This window comes from Alkalibacterium sp. 20 (assembly GCF_001885615.1).
In the GTDB taxonomy this organism is placed as follows: Bacteria; Bacillota; Bacilli; order Lactobacillales; family Carnobacteriaceae_A; genus Alkalibacterium.
The window spans coordinates 26,980-48,718 of record NZ_LSRN01000056.1 but is presented as its reverse complement, the minus strand read 5'-3'; the positions used below and the strand labels follow the sequence as shown (position 1 = coordinate 48,718).

Sequence of the window (21,739 nt, the reverse complement as noted above, 5' to 3'; positions counted from 1 at the left end):
GAGGGATGGATATGGAAAAGAAAAAATACCCGTCAGTAAAATCAAATTTGTACAATGGATATGTCGAAGTGCCTGAAGTAATTAGAAAAGCCAGTGGTATATTGATAAATGGGAAACGGTTTAAATCATTTATGTTCACCACTGATATTGCATTGATCATGAATAATGATGCTGATGCCATCATGGCAGTTTATCCATTCACACCTCATCCAGCCATCATACAAGCCATTACCTCTGTTTCAACGATACCGATCATGGCCGGTATAGCAGGTGGCACGACACAAGGGACACGTTCAGCCAATATGGCTTTATTCGCAGAAGCACACGGATGTAAAGCAGTTGTTGTCAATGCCCCTACCCCGATAGATACAATTGAACAAATAAACGAAGTGATCGATATTCCCATTATTTTAACAGTGGTATCAGAATATACCACTATTGAGAAACGCATAAAAGCTGGTGTAGATATCATCAATGTATCAGGTGCAGGGAGAACGAGTGAAATCGTGAGAGAACTGAGAGAAAAGTATCCCGATTTACCCATCATCGCAACCGGTGGCCCAACGGATGAAAGTATATTGGAAACAATCAAAGCTGGCGCCAATGCAATAACATATACACCACCATCAAATGGTGAATTGTTCAGCAGAAAAATGATAAATTATAGAGCCTTAGAGAAGGATCGTTATGAAGATGATTAAGTAGAGATAAAGGAGTCGATTACGTGAAAAAAATGAGAAATCAACCAAAAGGATCAAACAAGAAAGTGATGGGAATTGTTTTTGGTATTGTCCTGCTTGTGCTGTTAAGTACGGGTGGTTATATTTATTACAGAAATTGGAAAGCTGAACAATTAGCCATTGAGCGACGTGAAGAGGTTGAAAGCCTGGTAGATGACTATTTAAAAGCAAAGGCTTCGACACATTTTGAAGACTATGCAGAAACGCTTTCAGAACAATCGGTAACAGCAGAAGGATATACAAAACAAGAGTTGGCTGAAAGATATGAAACGATTTTTCAAGCTATCGGAGTGGATGAAGTAGAAATTATAGATCACGAAATCATCTATGATGAAGAAACGGATGTCTATTCATTCACTTATAGTTTAGGCATGACTACGGTCCTGGGCGAAATTGAAACATTAAACTATCAGTCAGCCATTTATGAAACAGAAGACTTTAAAGCAATTCATTGGGATCATTCCCTTTTTTTCCCTAATATGGTTGAAGGTGATACAGTGAAATTATCTTACACTGAGCCTAACCGGGGATCTATATATGACCGGAACGGGAATATGCTTGCCGGTGAAGGCGATGCGTATGAAGCTGGTTTGTATCCTGCCGTCTTAGGAGAAGCGGAAGAACGAGAAAACCGATTAGCAACTGTAAGCGACACATTCGACATATCAGTAGAAGCGCTTGAACAACTCCTTAGCCAAAATTGGGTCACACAAGAGAGCTTCGTTCCTTTTACAATTGTGGATGCAAATGAGACACCAGAAGTTTCAGGTGTCTTGTATCAGCAAACGACTGACCGGCTCTATCCTTTAGGAGAAGCCGCGGCACACTTGATTGGTTACGTCGGGGATGTTTCTGCTGAAGACATCGAAAACAATCCGTTATTACAATCAGAACAAGTAGTAGGTAAGAGTGGTTTGGAATACAGATTTGATAAAGAGCTACGTGGAGAAATGGGCGGACAAATAGCGCTTGCTGATAGCGAAGGTGAGACCAGAGAAGTTGTGATAGAAAGAGAGAGAAAAAATGGCGAGTCACTGCGTTTAACTATAAATAGTGATATTCAAGCAGAATTATATGCATCATTTGAATCGGAACCGGGTGCTGCTTCTCTCATGGATCCCAAAAGTGGTGAACTTCTCGCTTTGACGAGTTCGCCTTCTTATGATCCCCAGCTTTTTGCTCGCGGGATTTCTCAGGCAGATTATGACGCCTACATTGAAGATGAAAATCAGCCGTTCTTGAATCGCTTTACTTCTCGGTACGCACCAGGTTCGACATTTAAGATCCTGACCTCACTTATTTTGCTCGATTCAGGGGTCACGACACCTGAGAAAAGCAACACCATCGAAGGCTTAAACTGGTCGTCGGATAGGGAAGGCTTTGGAGATAGACAAATCACAAGAGTAAATGATACGGTCACGGAAGTTGATTTGACCGATGCTCTGGTTTATTCAGATAATATCTATTTTGCCATGGAAGCTCTGGAACTCGGGCTAAATGATTTTGTCGAAAACATACTGAAGTTTCCGTTTAGTGAAGATTTTGAATTGCCATTAACCATGGAACCCGCTCAACTGGCAAACAATAATGAAATCAGTGAGATTACCTTATTAGCTGACACTGCATACGGGCAAGGCGAAATATTGATGAATACCATCCATCAACAAACTTTTTACACACCTGTTCTAAACGGAGGAGAATTTGTCTATCCTCAATTAATCCTTCAAGAGGAAGAAGCTATGACTGAAGCAATAATATCAAGCGAGAGCTCAACTCTGGTGAGAGATATACTGGTTGAAACGGTGACGAGCCCAAATGGAACGTCCTATCCGTTAAACGACCTGGAGTATTCGGTCGGTGCTAAAACAGGAACGGCTGAAATTGCTGGTGAAGATGAGAATGAAACAAACGGATTTTTATATGTATTCGATGAACAAGATGAATCTTATTCATTCGTAGGTTTTTTAGAAGGACAAAAAAGTGGTGATGTGATCGACCAGTTTTATCCTTTCTTTACGACTGTTAAGACCCTTATTGATTGAGGCTATAAAATGAATTGAAATAATCATTGTAAGATAAAGCGTTATATGATATATTGACTGTGTTTTTATATGATTTGAAATTTTGAAGGAGATAATCTATGAACAGCGACCCTTGGAGTATACAGCCCTTTATTGGGCAAATAGTAGTTATTATCAGCTTAATTGTGTTACACGGATTTTTTTCAGCCGCTGAGATGGCCATGGTGTCCATCAATCCAAACAAAATGATGGAAGAATCCTTAGATGGAAGCAAGAAAGCAAAACGGATTTTATGGATTTTAGACAATGCAGACGAGTTTCTTACGACCATTCAAGTAGGGATGTCGTTATCCGCTTTGTTTACAAGTGGTCTGACTGCATTTTTGATCACACGTCTAGTCGAATCGTCGGCTAATCCGATTCTTTCTTCACAAGCATTTGTATTGATCGTCAGTGCGATTGTGCTCACCTACTTGCTTTTATCCTTTGGTGAAAAGATTCCTAAGGCAATAGCAAAACAAAACCCGGATGAAATAGCCATGAAGCTATCAGGTCTGGTTTTGGGACTTAGATATCTTTCGTTACCCCTTATTTGGTTACTTGATGTCACGGTTAAAGGCTTGAAATACATCTTACCGATGGATTTCAAGGTGACAGACGAAGCCATTACACGAGACGAATTTCGTTCGTTTATTGAACATAGCCATCAGCATGAGGTTATTGATATAGATGAATTTTCAATGTTGAAAGGGGTATTATCCCTTGATAATAAAATTGCTCGCGAAGTGATGGTTCCACGGACGGATGCATTTATGTTAGATTATGATGATCCAAACGAAGAAAACATTGAGGCTATGCTGGAAACGCCTCATTCACGTGTCCCGCTATATTTTGAAGATAAAGACAATATTCTAGGAATCGTTCACGTTAAAAATTTATTGCAGGCATCAAAACATAAACCATTGTACTCGATCGATTTAAAAGAAATCAGTAACCGACCTTTGTTTGTTCCTGAAACTATTTTTATAGATGATTTGATTTTTCAGATGAAACGAACACAAAATCAAATGGCAATCCTGAACGATGAATATGGGGGTGTCGTCGGTATTGTTACATTGGAAGACTTATTGGAAGAAATTGTGGGAGAGATCGACGATGAATATGATGAATCAAACAGTTTGATTGAACGAATTGAAGATTCAGTTTATAGTGTAGATGGATCCACACCATTAGATAAGTTTAATGATTACTTTGATACTATGATCGATTCGGAAGATGTGGATACGATCGCCGGTTACTTTATCACCGAATTTGGAAGTATACCCTTTGAATCAGAGAATGCGTTCATTCGCGTTGGTGATTTAAGTTTAGTCGTCAGCAAAATGGATGGCTCTCGTATTTCTTCTCTTATTGTAAAAAAGATTGAAGAAGGAAATAATGAAGAATTAATCGAAAACGAAAAAGAGTAAGCAGTTTGTTGACCTGTACTCTTAATGACAAAGGCTGGGACAGGGTATTGTCTCGGCCATTGTTTTATATTAGATAGACTTAATTAGTTTAGGAGAGATAAAGTGGAATTAAATTTAGGAATGCTGATAACGATATTTATGATCAACGTTGTATACGTTACGCTAAATACGCTTCGAATGATGTTGACGATGAAAGGGTATCAAGTAGCAGCACCATTCATAGCCATGGTTGAAGTAGCTGTTTGGGTCGTCGGACTAGGACTGGTACTGGATAACTTGGATAACGTTTTAAACATCGTTGTTTATTCATTAGGTTTTGGTGCAGGTATTTATGCGGGCATGAAAATAGAAGATAAACTGGCTTTAGGCCATATACTGGTAACAGCCATTGTACCTGGAAATGGCTGGGAGATGGCAGAAGAAATCAGAGGCGAAGGCTACGGTGTAACGATTACTCAGGCGTATGGTAGAGAAGGCGCTCGTTATGTTCTAGAAATCTTAACGCCAAGGTCAAATGAAAGAAGTCTATACCGTTTGATTCATGAAATAGAATCAAAAGCGTTTATAATATCTTATGAACCACGCTATATAAATGGTGGATTTTGGACAAAACGAATGAAGAAAAATAAAAAACAAGTCAGAAATAATCCTCAAGCAGATCCGTTTACCGAATTTAAATGATGGAGTGACAAAATATGATGAATTGGATAGAACCTGGCAGTACGATTGGTATTATAGGCGGAGGCAGTGTCGCTCGCTTGCTGGCACTGTCAGCAAAAAAATTAGGGTATCACGTCGGTGTGCTAGACCCGCATACGCATTGTTTAGCTGAAAGCATTGCCGACTGGCATCTGAAAGCTGAACTCACAAATGAACAAGCGTGTATGGATTTAGCTATGAAAAGTGATGTGGTTGTTTATGAATCAGATGCTTTTCCATCTTATTTGGTAAAAAAAATCAAACGCACCGTTCCTGTACCTCAAGGTGAAGAGTTACTCTCCATTTCTCAAGACAGAATGTTACAGAAGGCTTTTTTAGAATCTGTACGCGTAAATATTGCCCCATTTGCAACCATCATCTCTTTGGATGACATTAGAGAAGCTGTAAAGAGTATTGGTTTTCCGTGCGTCTTGAAATCAAATAGCACCGATGAACGATATAAAAAAAATCATGTGTTATTCAGTGAAGAAGATATTGCTTCTGCGACAGATTTCTTGAACCAAGGAACCTGTATTCTAGAAGCTTGGATACCTTCAGAAAAAGAATTATGTCTAGCCTTAGTGAAAAGTAACAATGGGGAGATCTCGACTTTTTCTATAACAGAAATGAAATACAAAAATGATGAATTTTATCAAGCTGTCGCACCTGCTCAGCTCGAGAGCGAAGTGGAACAAGAAATAAGCCGTATAGGTCAAGTTGTTGCAGAGAAGTTGGATTTTGTTGGAGTAATGGCTGTTGAAGTCTTTTCAACGTCCAGCGGAGCACTGTATGTGAATGAGATCGTTGCACATCCCCACCGTGCTTTTCATTACACCTTCAACTTTCCAAATCTTTCTCAATATGAGGCATTGATTAAAGCCGTAACCGGGTGGCCGATAAGCGTAACAAATAGATTGTCTGATTCCATCGTTATGCAAGTGATAAGAACCGATGAAAAAGATCTGGTTTATACGCAAGCACAAATCAAACCCGATTGGCTGTTTACCTTTTATGACAATATTAATGAATCAGAAACCACTGAGTTTGGTCATATCGTGGTTCCAACTAAACAAGTCACTAAAACATTGGCTCAGTTGACGGACATATTTGTCTAAATAAAGGACGTACACATGAAAAAAATGAATAAAGTTGAAGTTAAAGCCTACGATTATATGAAAAACGAAATAATGTTTGTACATTGGACAAAAGATAAACAGATAAAAGAATTAGATATATCCGAACAACTTGAGATCAGTCGCACACCAGTAAGACGAGCACTCAACCGATTAATTGCAGAAGGCTACGCTTACCGAGTTCCGAATAAAGGTGTGTTTGTGGGGGGGAAGCCGCTTGATCTAAGTCAGCAGAAGGAACGCATCTATTTTCTTGAAGCATTACTCCAACACATTTTTTATACGCTGCAGCTGGATGAGTGTGTTATTGACACTGAACCCTTTTCGGGTAGGATAGCAGACTTGAAAGTTGCAAAATCACTCAAGTCAAACCAATTTGAAACGGCTGAGATCGACTTGTGGAAAATGCTGCTCAGTTATCATTCAAACACCTATATGAATGATCGAGTTATTGAGACGATGGTTGGTTTATATCAAGATTCAAAGCGAGTACCGCTTATTTTCCAAAAAAGCAGAGCGATTAAAATTACGCATTATGAAAAATTAATGGAATGGATCAAAGAACAAAATTACACATATGCCAGACGAGAAATTCGGATCTTGCTTAATCAGCTGCTTATCAATCTTATTCAAGGTATGGACGAATAAGAGGTGGTGTTCGTAAAACTCTATGCTAAAAGGCATGGAGTTTTTTTGTAGGCTGAAAGCATATAGAATTTAATTTAGTCAGGGCAAAATGTTCTCGGGAAATAAGCGAAAGGGTAGAATGTATGAATTCATAACGATTATATGTATATGGTTACTGTTACGGTGCATATTCTCTAGTAAGATGTATGGAAAGAATGCTCGGTTTTCTGTATAATGGAACAATGTATGAACACCTGAAAGGATGAAGAAAGTGGTACTGCGAGAAGATATTTTACAAGGGATGAATCCCAAACAGAAAGAGGCAGTTGCTCACACAGAAGGGCCATTACTTATTATGGCTGGAGCAGGATCTGGGAAAACACGGGTATTGACTCACCGGATTTCTTATTTGATTCAAGAAAAAGGCGTGAATCCGTGGAACATTCTAGCCATAACCTTCACCAATAAAGCAGCTTCAGAAATGAAAAGTAGAGTTGCAGGACTTGTTAAAGATGGCGGACAAGACGTCTGGGTCTCGACCTTTCACTCAATGTGTGTCCGTATCTTGAGAAGAGAAATAGACCATGTTGGATACAGTTCTAATTTTACTATCGCTGATCCTGGAGAACAGCTGACACTGATGAAAAAGATACTTAAGCGATTAAATATCGATCCTAAAAAATATAATCCAAGAGCGATTCTTTCTGAAATAAGCAATGCCAAAAATGTTTTACAGAACGAGAAAGAATTTCGTGCTGAAGCAACAGATTTCTTTGGTAAAATGGTTGCTGATTGTTATGACAGTTATCAACGTGAATTAAGACAAGCTGAGACGGTGGATTTCGATGACTTAATCATGCTGACGGTACGTTTATTCGAAGAACATAAAGATATCCTGGAGTATTATCAGACAAAATTTCAATACATTCATGTGGACGAGTATCAGGATACCAACCATGCGCAGTATAAGCTCGTCAACCTGCTCGCAGAACGATTCAACAATATTTGTGTCGTAGGTGATGCTGACCAGAGCATTTATGGCTGGCGTGGAGCTGACATGGAAAATATTCTAAATTTTGAACGGGACTATACCGATGCAAAAGTCGTTTTATTGGAACAGAATTATCGCTCAACCAAAAATATTTTAAAAGCTGCCAATGATGTGATCTCACATAATTCAAAACGTAAAGATAAACATTTATGGACAGATAAAAATGGCGGAGAATTCATCACCTATTACCGTGCAGGCAATGAGCACGAAGAGGCCCGATACGTGATTCAGCATATCCAGAAAGAATTGGAGAAGAATCCGGATAGAGAATTCGGGGATTTCGCCGTGCTTTACCGAACGAATGCGCAATCGCGTGTGATGGAAGAAACGCTGATCAAAACGAATATTCCTTACCGAATGGTTGGGGGACATAAATTCTATGACCGGAAAGAAATAAAAGATGTGTTGGCATATTTAACGCTTATTGCCAATCCTAAAGATAATCTCAGTTTTGCCCGTATTGTCAATGAACCCAAACGTGGCATTGGCGCGAGCACGGTTGAAAAATTAGCCTTAGCCGCTGAAGAGATGGGCTGGAGCTTGTATGACGCAGCTTTAAATGCAAACAGCATCAACCTTTCAGCGCGCGCAACCAAAAAGGTAGAAGCTTTTGCCTTAATGATTCAGGATTTCCTTAAAATGGCGGAGTTCCTGAGCATTACAGAGTTGACAGAAGAAATCTTGAATAAATCAGAGTATTTACCGACGTTAAAAAAAGAACGCACCCTGGAAGCTGAAACACGTGTTGAAAACATCGAAGAATTCTTGACCGTGACAAAACAATTTGATGAACAGCAACCAGATGACGCAAGTTTGATTACATTCCTGACTGATTTGTCTCTGATTTCAGACATCGATCGTTTGGAAGAAGAACCGACAAGTGAAATCACATTGATGACCTTACATGCTGCCAAAGGTCTGGAATTCCCAGTTGTATTCCTGATTGGTATGGAAGAAGGACTTTTCCCACTCTCTCGAGCAGAACTCGATGAAGAGCAAATGGAAGAAGAGAGACGATTAGCATACGTGGGGATCACGAGAGCGGAAGAAAAATTATACCTGACGAATGCATTGTCACGGGCTCTATACGGGCGCGTTCAATCCAATCGTCCGTCCCGCTTTTTAGAAGAAGTGGATGAGACCGTGTTAGAAGTCGAAGAATCTGGCTCGTTAAAACCCTTCTCAAGTGGTATGTACGAAGGCATGGGAAACAGTTCAAACGATCCTTTCGATAACAAGACGAAAAAACGAAAAAACGTTGTCTCACATGCCACAGGCAACAGTGGCGCAGAAAAATTGGACTGGCAAGTGGGAGAAAAAGTTAAACACAAAGTATGGGATGTTGGAACCGTCGTGAAAATCAGTGGTGAAGGCGACGATCTCCAACTTGACATTGCATTTCCAGGAATCGGTATCAAGCCACTCTTGGCAAGTTTTGCACCAATCGAAAAATGCTAAGTGCAGGAAGGATAGTCCAATGACTGAAAAAGTGGATTTTGATCAGGCAAGAGAACGTGTTGATGAGTTGGTCACTTTGCTGGACCAGTATAGTCATCAGTACTATGTTTTGGACCAGCCCACCATTCCAGACGAAGAGTATGATCTGCTATATAGAGAATTAGTTGAACTGGAAGAAACCTACCTGATACTTGTTCAAAATGATTCGCCGACTCAGCGTGTAGGAGGCACTCTTTTAGAAGGTTTTGAAAAAGTGGAACATGATATACCTATGTTGAGCTTGGACAATGCGTTTTCTAAAGAAGATTTGAAAGATTTTGACCGTAAAATTTCTGAATTAGTCGATAAACCTTACACCTATCAATGCGAATTGAAGATGGATGGCTTAGCGGTTTCTCTGAAATATGAAAACGGCAAATTCAAGCAAGCCGTGACCCGTGGAAATGGGCTGGTAGGTGAAAATGTGACGGTAAACGTTAAAGCCATCAGATCCATCCCGCTCACGTTGAAAGAACCGTTGACCCTCGAGACACGCGGAGAAATTTACATGCCTAAACCCTCGTTTGTTGCGTTGAATCAAAACCGTGAAGAGCAAGGCGAAGCCGTTTTCGCGAACCCACGCAATGCGGCAGCTGGAACGATTCGTAATTTGGATCCTAAAGTAACCGCATCGAGAAACCTGAGTGTGTTTTTATATTCACTCGCACAAGTAGAGGGAAAAGAAGTTACAAGTCAGTCAGAAGCTTTACGGTTACTTGACGACTTGGGCTTGAAAACGAACCCGGAACGCCGTGTGTTCGAAACCATAGACAAGGTGTGGGCTTTTGTTGAAGAATATCAGGAAAAGAGAACGACGCTTCCGTATGAAATCGACGGGATCGTTATCAAGGTAAATGAGCTGGATAACCAGGAAAAAGCCGGCTACACGGTCAAGGCGCCGAAATGGGCCGTTGCCTACAAGTTTCCGGCAGAAGAAGCTGAGACCCTTCTCCGGTCGGTTGAATGGACAGTGGGACGTACCGGTGTCGTTACACCTACAGCCATCATGGATCCTGTCCAACTTGCGGGAACGACGGTGCAGCGCGCAAGCCTGCACAATGTTGATTTAATGAAAACAAAAGATATCCGCTTAAAGGACACTGTCGTTGTGCGTAAAGCAGGCGACATCATTCCTGAAGTGGTTAAAGTGAATGAAGACAAACGACCAAAAGACAGTCAGCCGTATGAATATCCGACGCACTGTCCGGCATGTCAGAGTGAACTGATGCATCTGGATGAAGAAGTGGCTTTAAGATGTATGAATCCAAGTTGTTCTGCTCAGGCAAAAGAAAAATTGACCCATTTCGTTTCCCGAAATGCGATGAATATCGACGGTTTAGGTGAACGAATTGTTGCACAGCTTTATGATCAGTCTTTGGTTAAAGATTCTGCTGATTTATACTACTTAGAAAAAGAACAGCTGTTGACCTTAGATAAAATCGCTGACAAGTCAGCTGATAACGTACTCAGTGCCATCGAGAAATCAAAAGAGAATTCACTGGAGCGATTAGTTTTTGGTTTAGGGATCAGACACGTCGGAGTGAAAGCTGCACGATTACTTGCCGAAGAGTTCATTACTATGGAACGACTGAATAATGCACCTAAAGAAGCGATTGAAGCCATCGAAGGACTGGGCGAAACGATTGCTGAAAGCATTCAAGCTTTCTTCGAATTGGAAGAAGTCGCTCAATTAATTCGAAAGCTTAGAGAAGCAAGTGTTAACATGGAATATAAAGGTAAACGTAAAGAAGAAATCAAACAAGTTTCTTCCTATTTTTCAGATAAAACGGTCGTCATTACAGGGAAGTTAGAACATTATACCCGTGATGAATTGAAAGAGAAATTGACTGATCTCGGCGCAAAAGTCACTGGCGGTGTATCTAAGAATACCGATTATCTGATTGCAGGAGAAGAAGCCGGCAGTAAATTGATAAAAGCACAGGAGCTAGAAGTACCAGTATTAACTGAACAGCAAGTTCTTGAGGAGATTGATGAATGAATAGAATTGAGAGTGAGAGCGAGTGAAAAAGAAAACAGTTCTTAGTTTGATAATTGCCCAGGCTTTATTTCTTTCGGCGTGTGATTTCTTTCCAGATCCGGTTGATCCAAATGAGTCAGGCCAAGAGGAAGTTGAACAATCTGGCGAAGCATCAAATCAACTGGATGAAGATGCAGCGTCTACCATTGAAGAGCAGGTAGATTCAAATTATTACCGTCCGGTGATCACTGAAGACGGCACATACGCGCCAAGTCAAAATAGAGGGATCACACGCAGTCTTAATTCAAACATCAATATACGGACGTTTGAAACAGACTTGATGCGTCACTCCCAGGCATATTTCCCAACGGACAGCCATTTCTTTCAGGAAGGTCAGTTCTTAACTTCTTCGCTGGTCACAAACTGGTTAGGGAGAGAACAGGTGCCCGACGAAGATGATGAAGAGGATGTAGAAGAAGTAGAAATAGAAGAAGCAGAAATAGATGAACAAAATCAGGGGCTGAATCCTCCATCTAATAATACCTTTGATCCGGCAGAACGTAATCCGAATTATCTGAGTTCGGTGCTTGAACAGAACTATTACAAACAAACGGAAGAAGGATTGGAACTGGCCGGAGTCAGTGTCGGACTCGCATTGAATCAAATCGATTATTATAGAGATGATATTGGGACGCGCTTACAGCAACCCATCCCATCTGATGAGTTACTGGATGCCGGCAAGGAGATGGCAGATAAAGTCATCTCACGCATGCGCAATAGTGAAGGCTTAGAAGAGATTCCAATATTCATAGGTTTATACGAACAATCAACACAAGATGACTTGGCACCAGGAACTTATGTTTCAGTGGGCTTTGTTGAAAATGGAAATACCAGTGTGTCTAACTGGGAGAATATAAATGAAGATCGTCTGGTCTTTCCTTTAGAAGGCATGCAGAGCGCTGAAGGCAATAACTTTGCTAACTTCAGATCCGAAGTCGAAGGGTTTTTCCCGAATGTAAGTGGCGTAACCGGACTGGGTCATTATGTAGAAGACCAGTTAATGAATTTAGAGATCACGATCACTACTCAGTTCTATGGCAAAGGAGAAATGATTGCCTTTACCCAGTTTTTAAACGAAGCGGGCAAAACATATTTACCCAATAATGTGCCAACTCAAATCAATGTCGAGTCTTTAAATGGCATGGAGTCTTATCTTGATAGAGAAGCAGAACAAGAAGATTATGAGGTTTATATCTTTAATTAAATGCAGATAAAATAACTAGCAGACGAAAGGATAGATAACATGGCGATAAATGAAGAAACAGTCAAACAAGTAGCCAAACTGGCAAAGCTGGAATTTGATGATAGTACGATTGACTCTATTACAAAAGAGTTGGATCAAATTGTAGAAATGGTAGAAAAACTAGATGCCCTGGATACAGAAGGTGTCGAAGGAACCTATCACGGTCTTCCTCAGACAAACGTTTGGAGAGAAGACGTTGTTCAAAAAGGAACGGATAGAGAAGACTTATTTAAAAATGTCAAAACACGAAAAGATGGCTACATTGAAGTGCCTGCCATGTTTGATAACGGGGGGAGTGAAGCATAATGGATTTCTTGGATTATACTTTAGAAGAATTACACGAAAAACTGGTAAGTAAAGAACTCACAGCGGTTGAATTGATGGAATCTGTTTATGAGAATATTGCTCAAACAGATGAACAAGTGGGGGCTTTTTTAACATTAAGTAAAGAAGAAGCTCTAGCAGCTGCCAAGGAAATGGATGAACAGGGTATTGATGAAAACAATGTCTTGAGTGGCTTACCTATTGGGATCAAAGATAATATTTCTACCAAAGGTATCAAAACAACAGCAGCTTCGAAAATGCTGGAAGACTTCGTCCCGGTTTATGACGCGACGGTTATTGAAAAATTAAAGCAGGCTGGTATGATCATGGTCGGAAAATTGAATATGGATGAATTTGCGATGGGTGGGTCTACAGAGAACTCTGCCTTTCAAATAACACGCAACCCATGGGATTTAACGAAAGTACCAGGCGGTTCATCAGGTGGCTCAGCTGCAGCCGTAGCGGCCGGTTTAGTGCCTGTCTCTCTCGGTTCAGATACGGGGGGATCGGTTCGAGAACCGGCAGCCTTTACCGGACTTGTAGGCATGAAACCTACATATGGTCGCGTGTCCCGTTATGGTCTTATTGCATTTGCTTCCAGTCTAGATCAAATTGGTCCCTTTACGCGTACAGTCAAAGATAACGCACTCGTCTTGAATGCAATCAGTGGCACAGATGAGAAGGATTCAACTTCTTACCAAGGGGATACACCTGATTTTACCGAGGATATCGATAAAGGGGTCAAAGGATTACGCATTGGGGTACCGAAAGAATACTTCCATGAAGACGCACAAGAACCGGGCGTGATCGAATCTGTCCGTCAAGCCCTTGATTTCTATGAAAAAATGGGAGCAGAAATTGTAGAAGTTAGCTTGCCACATTCCGAATATGGTATTCCTGCTTACTATATCATTGCCTCATCAGAAGCATCTAGTAACTTGCAGCGTTTCGACGGTATTCGTTATGGTTACCGTTCAGAAAAAATCGAATCCCTTGAAGATATCTATATCAAATCACGTTCAGAAGGATTCGGTAAAGAAGTCAAACGTCGTATCATGCTGGGAACATTCTCTTTAAGTTCAGGATTTTATGACGCTCACTTTAAAAAAGCAGCTCAAGCCCGTACCTTGATCAGACAAGACTTTGAAAAAGTATTTGAAGATGTCGATGTAATAGTTGCACCGACAACGACAACGACTGCTTTTGAGATTGGTGGGAAAATCAAAGATCCGCTTGCCATGTATATGTCTGACATATTAACGGTTCCGGTCAACTTAGCTGGTGTGCCTTCACTATCCATTCCCTGCGGATTTTCAAATAATATGCCCGTCGGGATGCAGATAATCGGCAAACATTTCGATGAAAAAACAATTTACAGAACCGCTTATGCTTTTGAAAAAGAAAACGATTATCATACAAAAAAACCATCATTTAGAGGAGGAGAATAAGCGATGAATTTAGAACCAGTTATAGGCCTGGAAGTGCATGTGGAATTAAAAACCGATTCTAAAATGTTCTCCCCATCACCCGCTCATTTTGGTGCAGAACCTAACACAAATACAAATGTAATCGACTGGGGACACCCAGGGGTCTTGCCCGTCGTAAATAAACGTGCCATTGAATTTGGCATGAGGGCAGCTTTGACATTAAACTGTGGAATAGCTGATTATACGAAATTTGACCGCAAAAATTATTTCTATCCAGATAATCCAAAAGCATATCAAATTTCTCAGTTTGATAAACCCATCGGCTTTGACGGATGGATCGAGATTGATGTCAAAGGTGAAAAGAAAAAAATCCGTATCGAACGTGTGCATCTAGAAGAAGATGCAGGGAAAAATACCCACGGGGATAACGGCTCTTCATTTGTTGATTTGAATCGTCAAGGCACGCCGTTAATAGAAATCGTATCAGAAGCGGATATGCGCTCACCTGAAGAAGCACAAGCATACTTGGATACAATAAAACAGCTGATTCAATTCACTAAAGTGTCTGATGTCAAGATGCAGGAAGGATCTATGCGCTGTGATGCCAACATTTCACTGCGACCTTTTGGCCAGGAAGAGTTTGGAACGAAAACCGAACTTAAAAACTTGAACTCCTTCAACAACGTGAGAAAAGGTTTGGAACATGAGATTGTCAGACAAGAAAAAATCTTGAATGCTGGTGGAATACTTCAACAGGAAACACGCCGTTTCGACGAAACGACCGGAGAAACTATCTTGATGCGTGTCAAAGAAGGTTCCAGTGATTATCGTTATTTCCCTGAACCAGACATTCCTAACCTAAAAATCAGTGAAGACTGGATAAATGATGTCAGAGCATCCCTTCCAGAAATGCCGAAAGAACGTCAGTCAAGATATATTAATGACTACAGCTTGCCTGAATATGATGCAGGCGTGTTGACCGCGACTGTTGAAATGTCGGATTTCTTCCAGGAAACAGTCGACTACGCTGCCGATCCTAAACAGGTGTCCAATTGGCTGATGGGTGAAGTGTCTGCCTACTTGAACAGTGAGCATCTGGAATTTTCAGAAACAAAACTGACACCCAAAGCATTGGCTGAAATGATCACCTTGATTGAGGATGGGACTATTTCTTCCAAGATTGCAAAAAAAGTATTCAAAGAACTGATTACTAACGGCAGTGATGATGTTAAAGCGTTGGTCGAGGAAAAAGGGTGGGTCCAATTAAGTGATCCAGCTAAACTCTTACCCATCATTTCAGAAACATTAGATAATAACGAACAATCCATTGAGGATTATAAGAACGGTAAAGACCGCGCTTTAGGTTTCTTGGTTGGAAGTGTCATGAAACAAACTAGAGGGAAAGCCAACCCGGGCGTTGTGAACAAACTTCTCAAAGAAGAAATGGATAAACGTTAAGGTTAGCTGGAAAAGGGGGTGGATGGACGGTGAGAAAACGCGCTAGAGTGATTTATAATCCGACATCCGGTCGTGAACTATTAAAAAAACAAATACCAGATATTTTAATCGAATATGAAAAAGCGGGATATGATACCAGTGCTTTTTGTACAACACCGGAACCTCTAAGTGCTCAAGAAGAAGCTGATCGGTGCACAAAAGATGGTTTTGATCTTATTGTGGCAGCGGGTGGAGACGGGACGATCAATGAAGTGATTAATGGAATCTCGCCATATGAACCTCGTCCCAAACTGGCAATCATACCAGCAGGCACAACCAATGATTATGCACGCGCATTAATGATTCCGCGCTACGATTTTGTAAAAGCTGCTCAGCTGATTCATAAAGGTCAAACCGTTCATATGGATATCGGAAAAGTTAAAACAAGCTCCGAAAACAAGTTTTTCATGAATATCGGCGCTGCAGGCTTTTTGACGGAAGTGACTTATGAGGTCCCAGCTAATATGAAATCACTTTTTGGATCACTCGCTTATTTCGTGAAAGGGGCAGAACTTTTGCCCCGAGTCGGTAAGGTCCCCGTTAAAATAACTTATGATGATGGTGTATACGAAGGTGTAGCTTCCTTAGTCTTTGTGGCACTAACCAATTCAGTTGGCGGATTTGAAAAAATCGCGCCCGACAAGACATTGGGTGACGGACAATTCACGCTGATCATTGTCAAAACAACGAACATTGCTGAAATATTGAGACTGATCACGATGCTCATGAATGATGGTAAACACATCCATCATCCAAAAGTCTTGTACAAAAAAACGAGTTATGTCAAAGCAGAAACACAAAACAACCAGCAGCTCATGATTAATATTGACGGTGAATACGGTGGTGATGCCCCGGCTGAATTTAGTATGTACCAGCAGCATTTGGAAATCGTCACGGATTTGGACCGTATGCATCTATCCATCAACACACATGACTTGATGACTGAAGAAAAAGAAGAAGATTTTATAAAACAGGTGTCAAAATTAGAGAATAACGAAGAAGAATAATTGAAGCGCACAGTTTGGACTGTGCGTTTTAATTTTTCACGCCTAACCTGTATAATCTAAGTTAGACAGTAAAGTAATCTAGAACGAAAAAGGAGAAATAAAATGAGTAATAACAAAGAAAATTTCAAAGTACCAGTAGAAAAAAATGAAACCTATCAGGGAGAAATCATCGATCTAACACATGAAGGACTCGGTGTAGCCAAGATGGAGCACTATCCACTATTTATTGAAGGAGCCCTTGTCGGTGAAACAATTGAGTTTAAAGTAATCAAAATCGGGAAATCTTTCGGAATTGGGAAACTGAAGAAAATTATTAGTCAGAGTCCAGACCGCGTGGAAATCACAGATAGGGCCTATGCTCAAACAGGTACTATGCCATTACAGCATTTATCATATAAAGCACAACTGAAATTCAAAAAGAATCAGGTTGAGACTGTTCTGCAAAAAATCGGAAAATTACCGGATGCTAAAGTTGAAAACGTCATTGGAATGGAAAATCCTTTCGGTTACCGTAACAAAGCCCAAATACCTGTCCGAAAATACAACGGGAAATTGGAAACCGGCTTTTTCAGAAAGAACAGCCATGACCTGATCCCAATGGAAGACTTCAAAATCCAAGATCCTGAGATCGACAAAGCCGTGGTAGCGGTCCGTGACATCATGCGTAAGTATAACGTCAAACCTTACAATGAAAAAGAAAACATTGGGAACCTGCGTCACATCCTTGTTCGCCGCGGTTATCATACCGGAGAACTGATGATCGTCCTGGTCACTCGGACGGCTAAACTGTTCCCACTCAGCAAAATTGTTCCGGATATCCTTGAGGCGCTCCCTGAAGTGGTCAGTATTATCCAGAACGTGAACCACAAACGGACAAATGTTATTCTCGGTCAGGAAGTCATTGTGCTTCATGGTGAAGACAAATACCAGGATAAATTACTGGGTCACACATTTGAAATTTCCCATCGTTCTTTCTTCCAGGTCAATACTTTACAAGCAGAAATCCTGTACAGCAAAGTATTGGAGTTCGCTGAACTGACTGGAGAAGAAACCGTGATCGATGCTTATTGTGGTATCGGAACGATTACACTGGCGTTAGCTGAAAAAGCTAAAAAGGTTTACGGGATCGAACTCATCGAACCGGCTGTCGAAGATGCAAAACGCAATGCTGAACTTAATGGCATTGAAAACGTGACGTATCAAGTCGGAGCAGCTGAAGAAGTCATGTTGGAATGGAGCAACCAAGGTCGCAAAGCGGACTTACTTGTTGTCGATCCTCCAAGAAAAGGACTCGAAGGACAGTTCATCGATGCCGTACTTGAAATGCAGCCGGAGAAAATGATTTACGTCAGTTGTAACCCATCGACCCTGGCACGCGATCTGGCCTTATTGGTTGCAGGTGGCTACACTGTCGAGAAAGTACAACCAGTAGACATGTTCCCACAAACGAGTCACGTCGAGACGGTAGTGTTGATGTCAAGGGTAGAGAAGTAGAGAGTAGAAAAGGCTTGATATAATAGGATTTCCGTGATTTTGAACTTGTATTCAATGCAGGCTCATGGTCACGGATTTTTTATTGTGAGAACATATCCAAGATGGACATGATGCAAGGTTGAGTAGATAAGATGGATATTTGCTTGGTGAGTTGACGAAATGACTGTCAAAAATGTGGCGAGTTGACAAAATGACTATAAAGTTGATGATGAGTTGGCATAACTAAAACGGACAGGATGTGGGGATAGGATTGAAATATGTGGACTTTGTAGATGGCTTTATAATTACAAAATGTAAAAAATCTATTATATTTATAAAATCATCTTTTTTGTGCTGAAATCCAACCAATAATGTGTTGTAGTATAAACGTGAAATCAAAGTTTGACAATACTAGAATACCCTAGTGTGGAAATGGAGGACAAAGATGATATTAAATAATATTGAAAAGGATATAAAAATGAAATGTCTGGAAAATGATACTACTCAGGTGGGTCTTGCTGAAAAAATTGGCAAGACAGGTCAATATATAAATCGTATTGTGAAAAAGAGTGATGGGGTATTGAATAAAACTTTCGTGCAAATGATGGATGGCTTGGGATATGACATTGAACTAATCTACGTGAAAAGAGAGGAAAAATGATATGAATAAACAGCAACTTGCAGCTACAATATGGGAATCTGCAAATCAAATGAGGTCAAAGATTGAAGCAAATGAATATAAGGATTTTATTCTTGGTTTTATATTCTTTAGTTTGTCAAATTAAGCTAGACGATTTCCAATCTGGTACATTTCCCAAAAATACTTCAATTGGCGTTCTGTAGTTTAAAGATTTTCTAGGGATTTTGTTTCTTTTAATAGCGATGGATGAAACGAACGCCTGGTTAATGGTGTTAAAATCCATTTGCTTATACAAACCATCTCGTCGAAGCAAACCATTAGATTGTTCATTCAGTCCACGCTGAGAAGGACAGCCAGGATCCGCAAAAAATATAGAAACGTCATGATGGTTACTAATAGTTTTCCAATTAGAAAACTCTTTACCACAGTCAAAGGTAATGGATTTAAACAAGTTTAGCGGAAGGTTCTGAAACCAAAAATCAAGACTCATTTCGATGTCTTTGGCCTTTCGGCCATCAGGTTTTAAAGTAATGATGAGCTTAGAAAGGCGTTCGAATAAGGTAATCACGGCACTTTTGTGATTTAAACCAACAATGGTATCTCCTTCTAGATGCCCAAACTCGTTTACGAAATCAGGGTATTCTTTTTTCCGATCTTTAAGTTGTCGTCTAAATGCTTGTTTCCCGCGTTTTTCTTTATGACCGTTAGGTTTGCGCTTTCCTTTCATAGGTAACGTGGTTACATCAAACACATCACTATCTTTAAAGCGACGATAAAGGGTTCTAATTGAGCACTCAATCTTTATTTCCGATCTACCGATAATGACATCTGGCGTCCAGTTGTCAGCTACTTTTTCTTTGATATAAGCAACTTGATCTTCTGGCAATTCTTTATTATTAACGCCGCAGCTCTTCTTGTTTTCTTTATACCGACGGTAATAGTCTTGAATCGTGTTGCCTTCGTCAAGAAAATGTATGACGTTATAAATCGGTTGTTTTGAACGTCCCAACCTATTACTTATTTCTGGAGCAGATAATCCAATAGTAAGATACGTATCTATCCATCCGAGTTCTTCCATGGTAAGATGGGTGTAGGCCATTTGTGGTCACTCTCCTAATTTTCGTGGTTGTTAATTTTGGAATGAGTGTACCACAAATGGCTTTTTTATTCGTCTAGCTTAATTTTACAATTCAAGTTCTATAAATTTTTATCAGAAAAAGAGATTGCTTTATTTAGGAAAGAAAAGTTAACTGATGCTGACATGGAAAAAGTAAATGAAGATGATGTTAAGTATGCAACTCATGTAAGAGAAAATTTGGGTTATTTTATTGCGTATGAAAATCTCTTCTCTACTTGGCTGGCAAAAGGTAATGACTTTGATATATCGAATGTCAGAGATGCATTATCCGCTTTCGATCGCAACATTGATGATGCGTATAAAAAAGTATTTGAGAAAATTTTCAACACATTACAGACCGGTTTATCAAAACTTGGAGAAACAGCACAGGCACAAACAAAAGCCGTTAAAAGCCTTCTTAAGCTTATAAGAAAAATCCCTATGGATGGAAAGCAGGACTATGATGTTCTCGGTTTCATTTATGAATATCTTATTAGTATGTTTGCTGACAATGCAGGAAAAAAAGCTGGAGAATTCTATACTCCACATGAAGTTTCTGTTTTAATGTCGGAAATTGTCGCGGAACATTTAAAAGATAGAAAGCAAATCAAGATATATGACCCTACATCTGGATCGGGATCGTTATGGATCAATATCGGCAACTCCGTTGCTAAATTTTTAGAAGGAGAAAACAAGATAGATTATTACGCACAGGAACTTAAAGAAAATACTTACAATCTTACAAGAATGAACTTGGTTATGAGAGGGATTAGTCCCGCAAATATCAATGTAAGAAATGGTGATACATTAGAAGATGATTGGCCTTTTTTTGAGGATACCGATAAGGATAAAACATACAAACTGATAAGAGCGGATGCCGTTGTGTCTAATCCACCTTACTCTCAAAAATGGGATCCTTCAGATAAAGAATTTGATGCTCGTTACAAAAACTATGGTATTGCACCGAAGAGTAAGGCTGATTATGCATTTTTATTGCATGATCTGTATCACTTAGAGGACGATGGTATCATGACAATCGTTCTTCCTCATGGTGTTCTTTTTAGAGGTGGAGACGAAGGAAAGATCAGAGAGAATCTTATAGAAAAAAATAACATTGATACAATTATTGGTTTACCATCAAATATTTTTTTGGTACAGGGATTCCTACTATCGTTATGGTTCTGAAAAGAAATCGACCTACTTCAGACGTGTTGATTATAGACGCATCTAAAGGGTTTGAAAAATCAGGAAATAACAACAAATTGAGACCATGTGACATTAAAAAAATTGCTGATACTGTTAAGAGCAGAGCATCTGTTGAAAAGTATTCTGCTCTTGTTTCTAAAGAAACCATTAGTGAAAATAGTTATAACCTTAATATATCGCGCTATGTTGATTCTATAAAACCTGCAGAAAGTTGGGATATTCATGCAACTATGTTTGGAGGAATCCCTATAAAGGAAGTTGATCAACTATTAGAGTATTGGGAGGTGTTTCCTGAACTCAAGGAAGCAATTTTTGAGAAAATATCTGATCAATATGTGGTTATAAAGCATGATGATATCGAAGCGGCTATAACCTCTCACGAGTCATTGGGAAACTATAAACAGGTAATCTTTAATGAATTTAGTAGCTTATATGACGAACTCAAAAATGATTTGATTGAAGGGATTCTTGATGTATCAGTTGAGCAAGAGCAAGAAAAAATAAGTTTCACATTTTCTCAAGAATAGAAA

At 39.9% G+C, this 21,739-nt stretch carries 17 protein-coding genes and 1 pseudogene; 17 read left to right on the top strand and 1 reads right to left on the bottom strand.

Annotation, left to right across the window (positions count from 1 at the left end; translation table 11 throughout):
• The first annotated feature begins 5 nt into the window (after positions 1-5).
• From AX762_RS09505 to AX762_RS13020, 16 genes are all read left to right on the top strand, one after another.
• On the top strand, positions 6-701 hold the full coding sequence (locus AX762_RS09505) for a hydrolase (RefSeq protein ID WP_071848897.1): 696 nt from the start codon (positions 6-8) through the stop codon (positions 699-701).
• Between the two features lie 32 nt (positions 702-733).
• Positions 734-2,782 (top strand): penicillin-binding transpeptidase domain-containing protein, encoded by a 2,049-nt coding sequence (locus tag AX762_RS09500; protein WP_071848954.1) that lies wholly within the window; start codon positions 734-736, stop codon positions 2,780-2,782.
• Positions 2,783-2,880: 98 nt separating this feature from the next.
• The gene (locus AX762_RS09495) at positions 2,881-4,230 is read left to right on the top strand and encodes a hemolysin family protein (protein WP_071848896.1); all 1,350 of its coding nucleotides are present in this window, start codon (positions 2,881-2,883) and stop codon (positions 4,228-4,230) included.
• Positions 4,231-4,350: 120 nt separating this feature from the next.
• Positions 4,351-4,911, top strand: a complete 561-nt coding sequence (locus AX762_RS09490; protein WP_071848953.1) for a DUF2179 domain-containing protein — start codon at positions 4,351-4,353, stop codon at positions 4,909-4,911.
• 14 nt (positions 4,912-4,925) lie between these two features.
• Complete coding sequence (locus AX762_RS09485; RefSeq protein WP_071848895.1) at positions 4,926-6,044, top strand: ATP-grasp domain-containing protein; 1,119 nt, start codon at positions 4,926-4,928, stop codon at positions 6,042-6,044.
• 15 nt (positions 6,045-6,059) lie between these two features.
• Positions 6,060-6,710 (top strand): GntR family transcriptional regulator, encoded by a 651-nt coding sequence (locus AX762_RS09480; protein WP_071848894.1) that lies wholly within the window; start codon positions 6,060-6,062, stop codon positions 6,708-6,710.
• A gap of 250 nt (positions 6,711-6,960) precedes the next feature.
• On the top strand, positions 6,961-9,198 hold the full coding sequence (pcrA, locus tag AX762_RS09475) for a DNA helicase PcrA (protein WP_143139343.1): 2,238 nt from the start codon (positions 6,961-6,963) through the stop codon (positions 9,196-9,198).
• 19 nt (positions 9,199-9,217) lie between these two features.
• A complete protein-coding gene (ligA, locus tag AX762_RS09470) occupies positions 9,218-11,236 on the top strand; it encodes an NAD-dependent DNA ligase LigA (RefSeq protein ID WP_071848892.1) in 2,019 nt (672 codons plus the stop codon).
• Positions 11,237-11,258: 22 nt separating this feature from the next.
• On the top strand, positions 11,259-12,479 hold the full coding sequence (locus AX762_RS09465; RefSeq protein WP_071848891.1) for a CamS family sex pheromone protein: 1,221 nt from the start codon (positions 11,259-11,261) through the stop codon (positions 12,477-12,479).
• A 39-nt stretch (positions 12,480-12,518) separates the two neighbouring features.
• On the top strand, positions 12,519-12,824 hold the full coding sequence (gene gatC / locus AX762_RS09460; RefSeq protein WP_071848890.1) for an Asp-tRNA(Asn)/Glu-tRNA(Gln) amidotransferase subunit GatC: 306 nt from the start codon (positions 12,519-12,521) through the stop codon (positions 12,822-12,824).
• Positions 12,824-14,290 (top strand): Asp-tRNA(Asn)/Glu-tRNA(Gln) amidotransferase subunit GatA, encoded by a 1,467-nt coding sequence (gene gatA, locus AX762_RS09455; RefSeq protein WP_071848889.1) that lies wholly within the window; start codon positions 12,824-12,826, stop codon positions 14,288-14,290. Before gatC ends, gatA begins: the two co-directional genes overlap by 1 nt.
• A gap of 3 nt (positions 14,291-14,293) precedes the next feature.
• Complete coding sequence (gene gatB / locus AX762_RS09450; RefSeq protein WP_071848888.1) at positions 14,294-15,727, top strand: Asp-tRNA(Asn)/Glu-tRNA(Gln) amidotransferase subunit GatB; 1,434 nt, start codon at positions 14,294-14,296, stop codon at positions 15,725-15,727.
• A 29-nt stretch (positions 15,728-15,756) separates the two neighbouring features.
• Positions 15,757-16,773: a diacylglycerol kinase gene (locus AX762_RS09445; protein ID WP_071848887.1), complete on the top strand. Its 1,017-nt coding sequence runs from the start codon at positions 15,757-15,759 to the stop codon at positions 16,771-16,773.
• Between the two features lie 102 nt (positions 16,774-16,875).
• Positions 16,876-18,267 (top strand): 23S rRNA (uracil(1939)-C(5))-methyltransferase RlmD, encoded by a 1,392-nt coding sequence (rlmD, locus tag AX762_RS09440; RefSeq protein WP_071848886.1) that lies wholly within the window; start codon positions 16,876-16,878, stop codon positions 18,265-18,267.
• Between the two features lie 424 nt (positions 18,268-18,691).
• Positions 18,692-18,907 (top strand): helix-turn-helix domain-containing protein, encoded by a 216-nt coding sequence (locus tag AX762_RS09435; RefSeq protein WP_071848885.1) that lies wholly within the window; start codon positions 18,692-18,694, stop codon positions 18,905-18,907.
• 1 nt (position 18,908) lies between these two features.
• Positions 18,909-19,031 carry a type I restriction-modification system subunit M N-terminal domain-containing protein gene (locus tag AX762_RS13020; protein WP_218162503.1) on the top strand — a complete coding sequence of 41 codons (123 nt, stop codon included), beginning with the start codon at positions 18,909-18,911 and terminating at the stop codon, positions 19,029-19,031.
• Here the strand turns inward: AX762_RS13020 and AX762_RS09425 are convergent.
• Positions 19,023-19,985 (bottom strand): IS30 family transposase, encoded by a 963-nt coding sequence (locus AX762_RS09425; protein WP_071848884.1) that lies wholly within the window; start codon positions 19,983-19,985, stop codon positions 19,023-19,025. The two genes, AX762_RS13020 and AX762_RS09425, sit on opposite strands and share 9 nt — an antisense overlap.
• A gap of 162 nt (positions 19,986-20,147) precedes the next feature.
• Between AX762_RS09425 and AX762_RS13420 the strand changes: the two are divergent.
• Positions 20,148-21,736 (top strand): annotated as a pseudogene (locus tag AX762_RS13420) (type I restriction-modification system subunit M).
• The last annotated feature ends 3 nt before the right edge of the window (positions 21,737-21,739 follow it).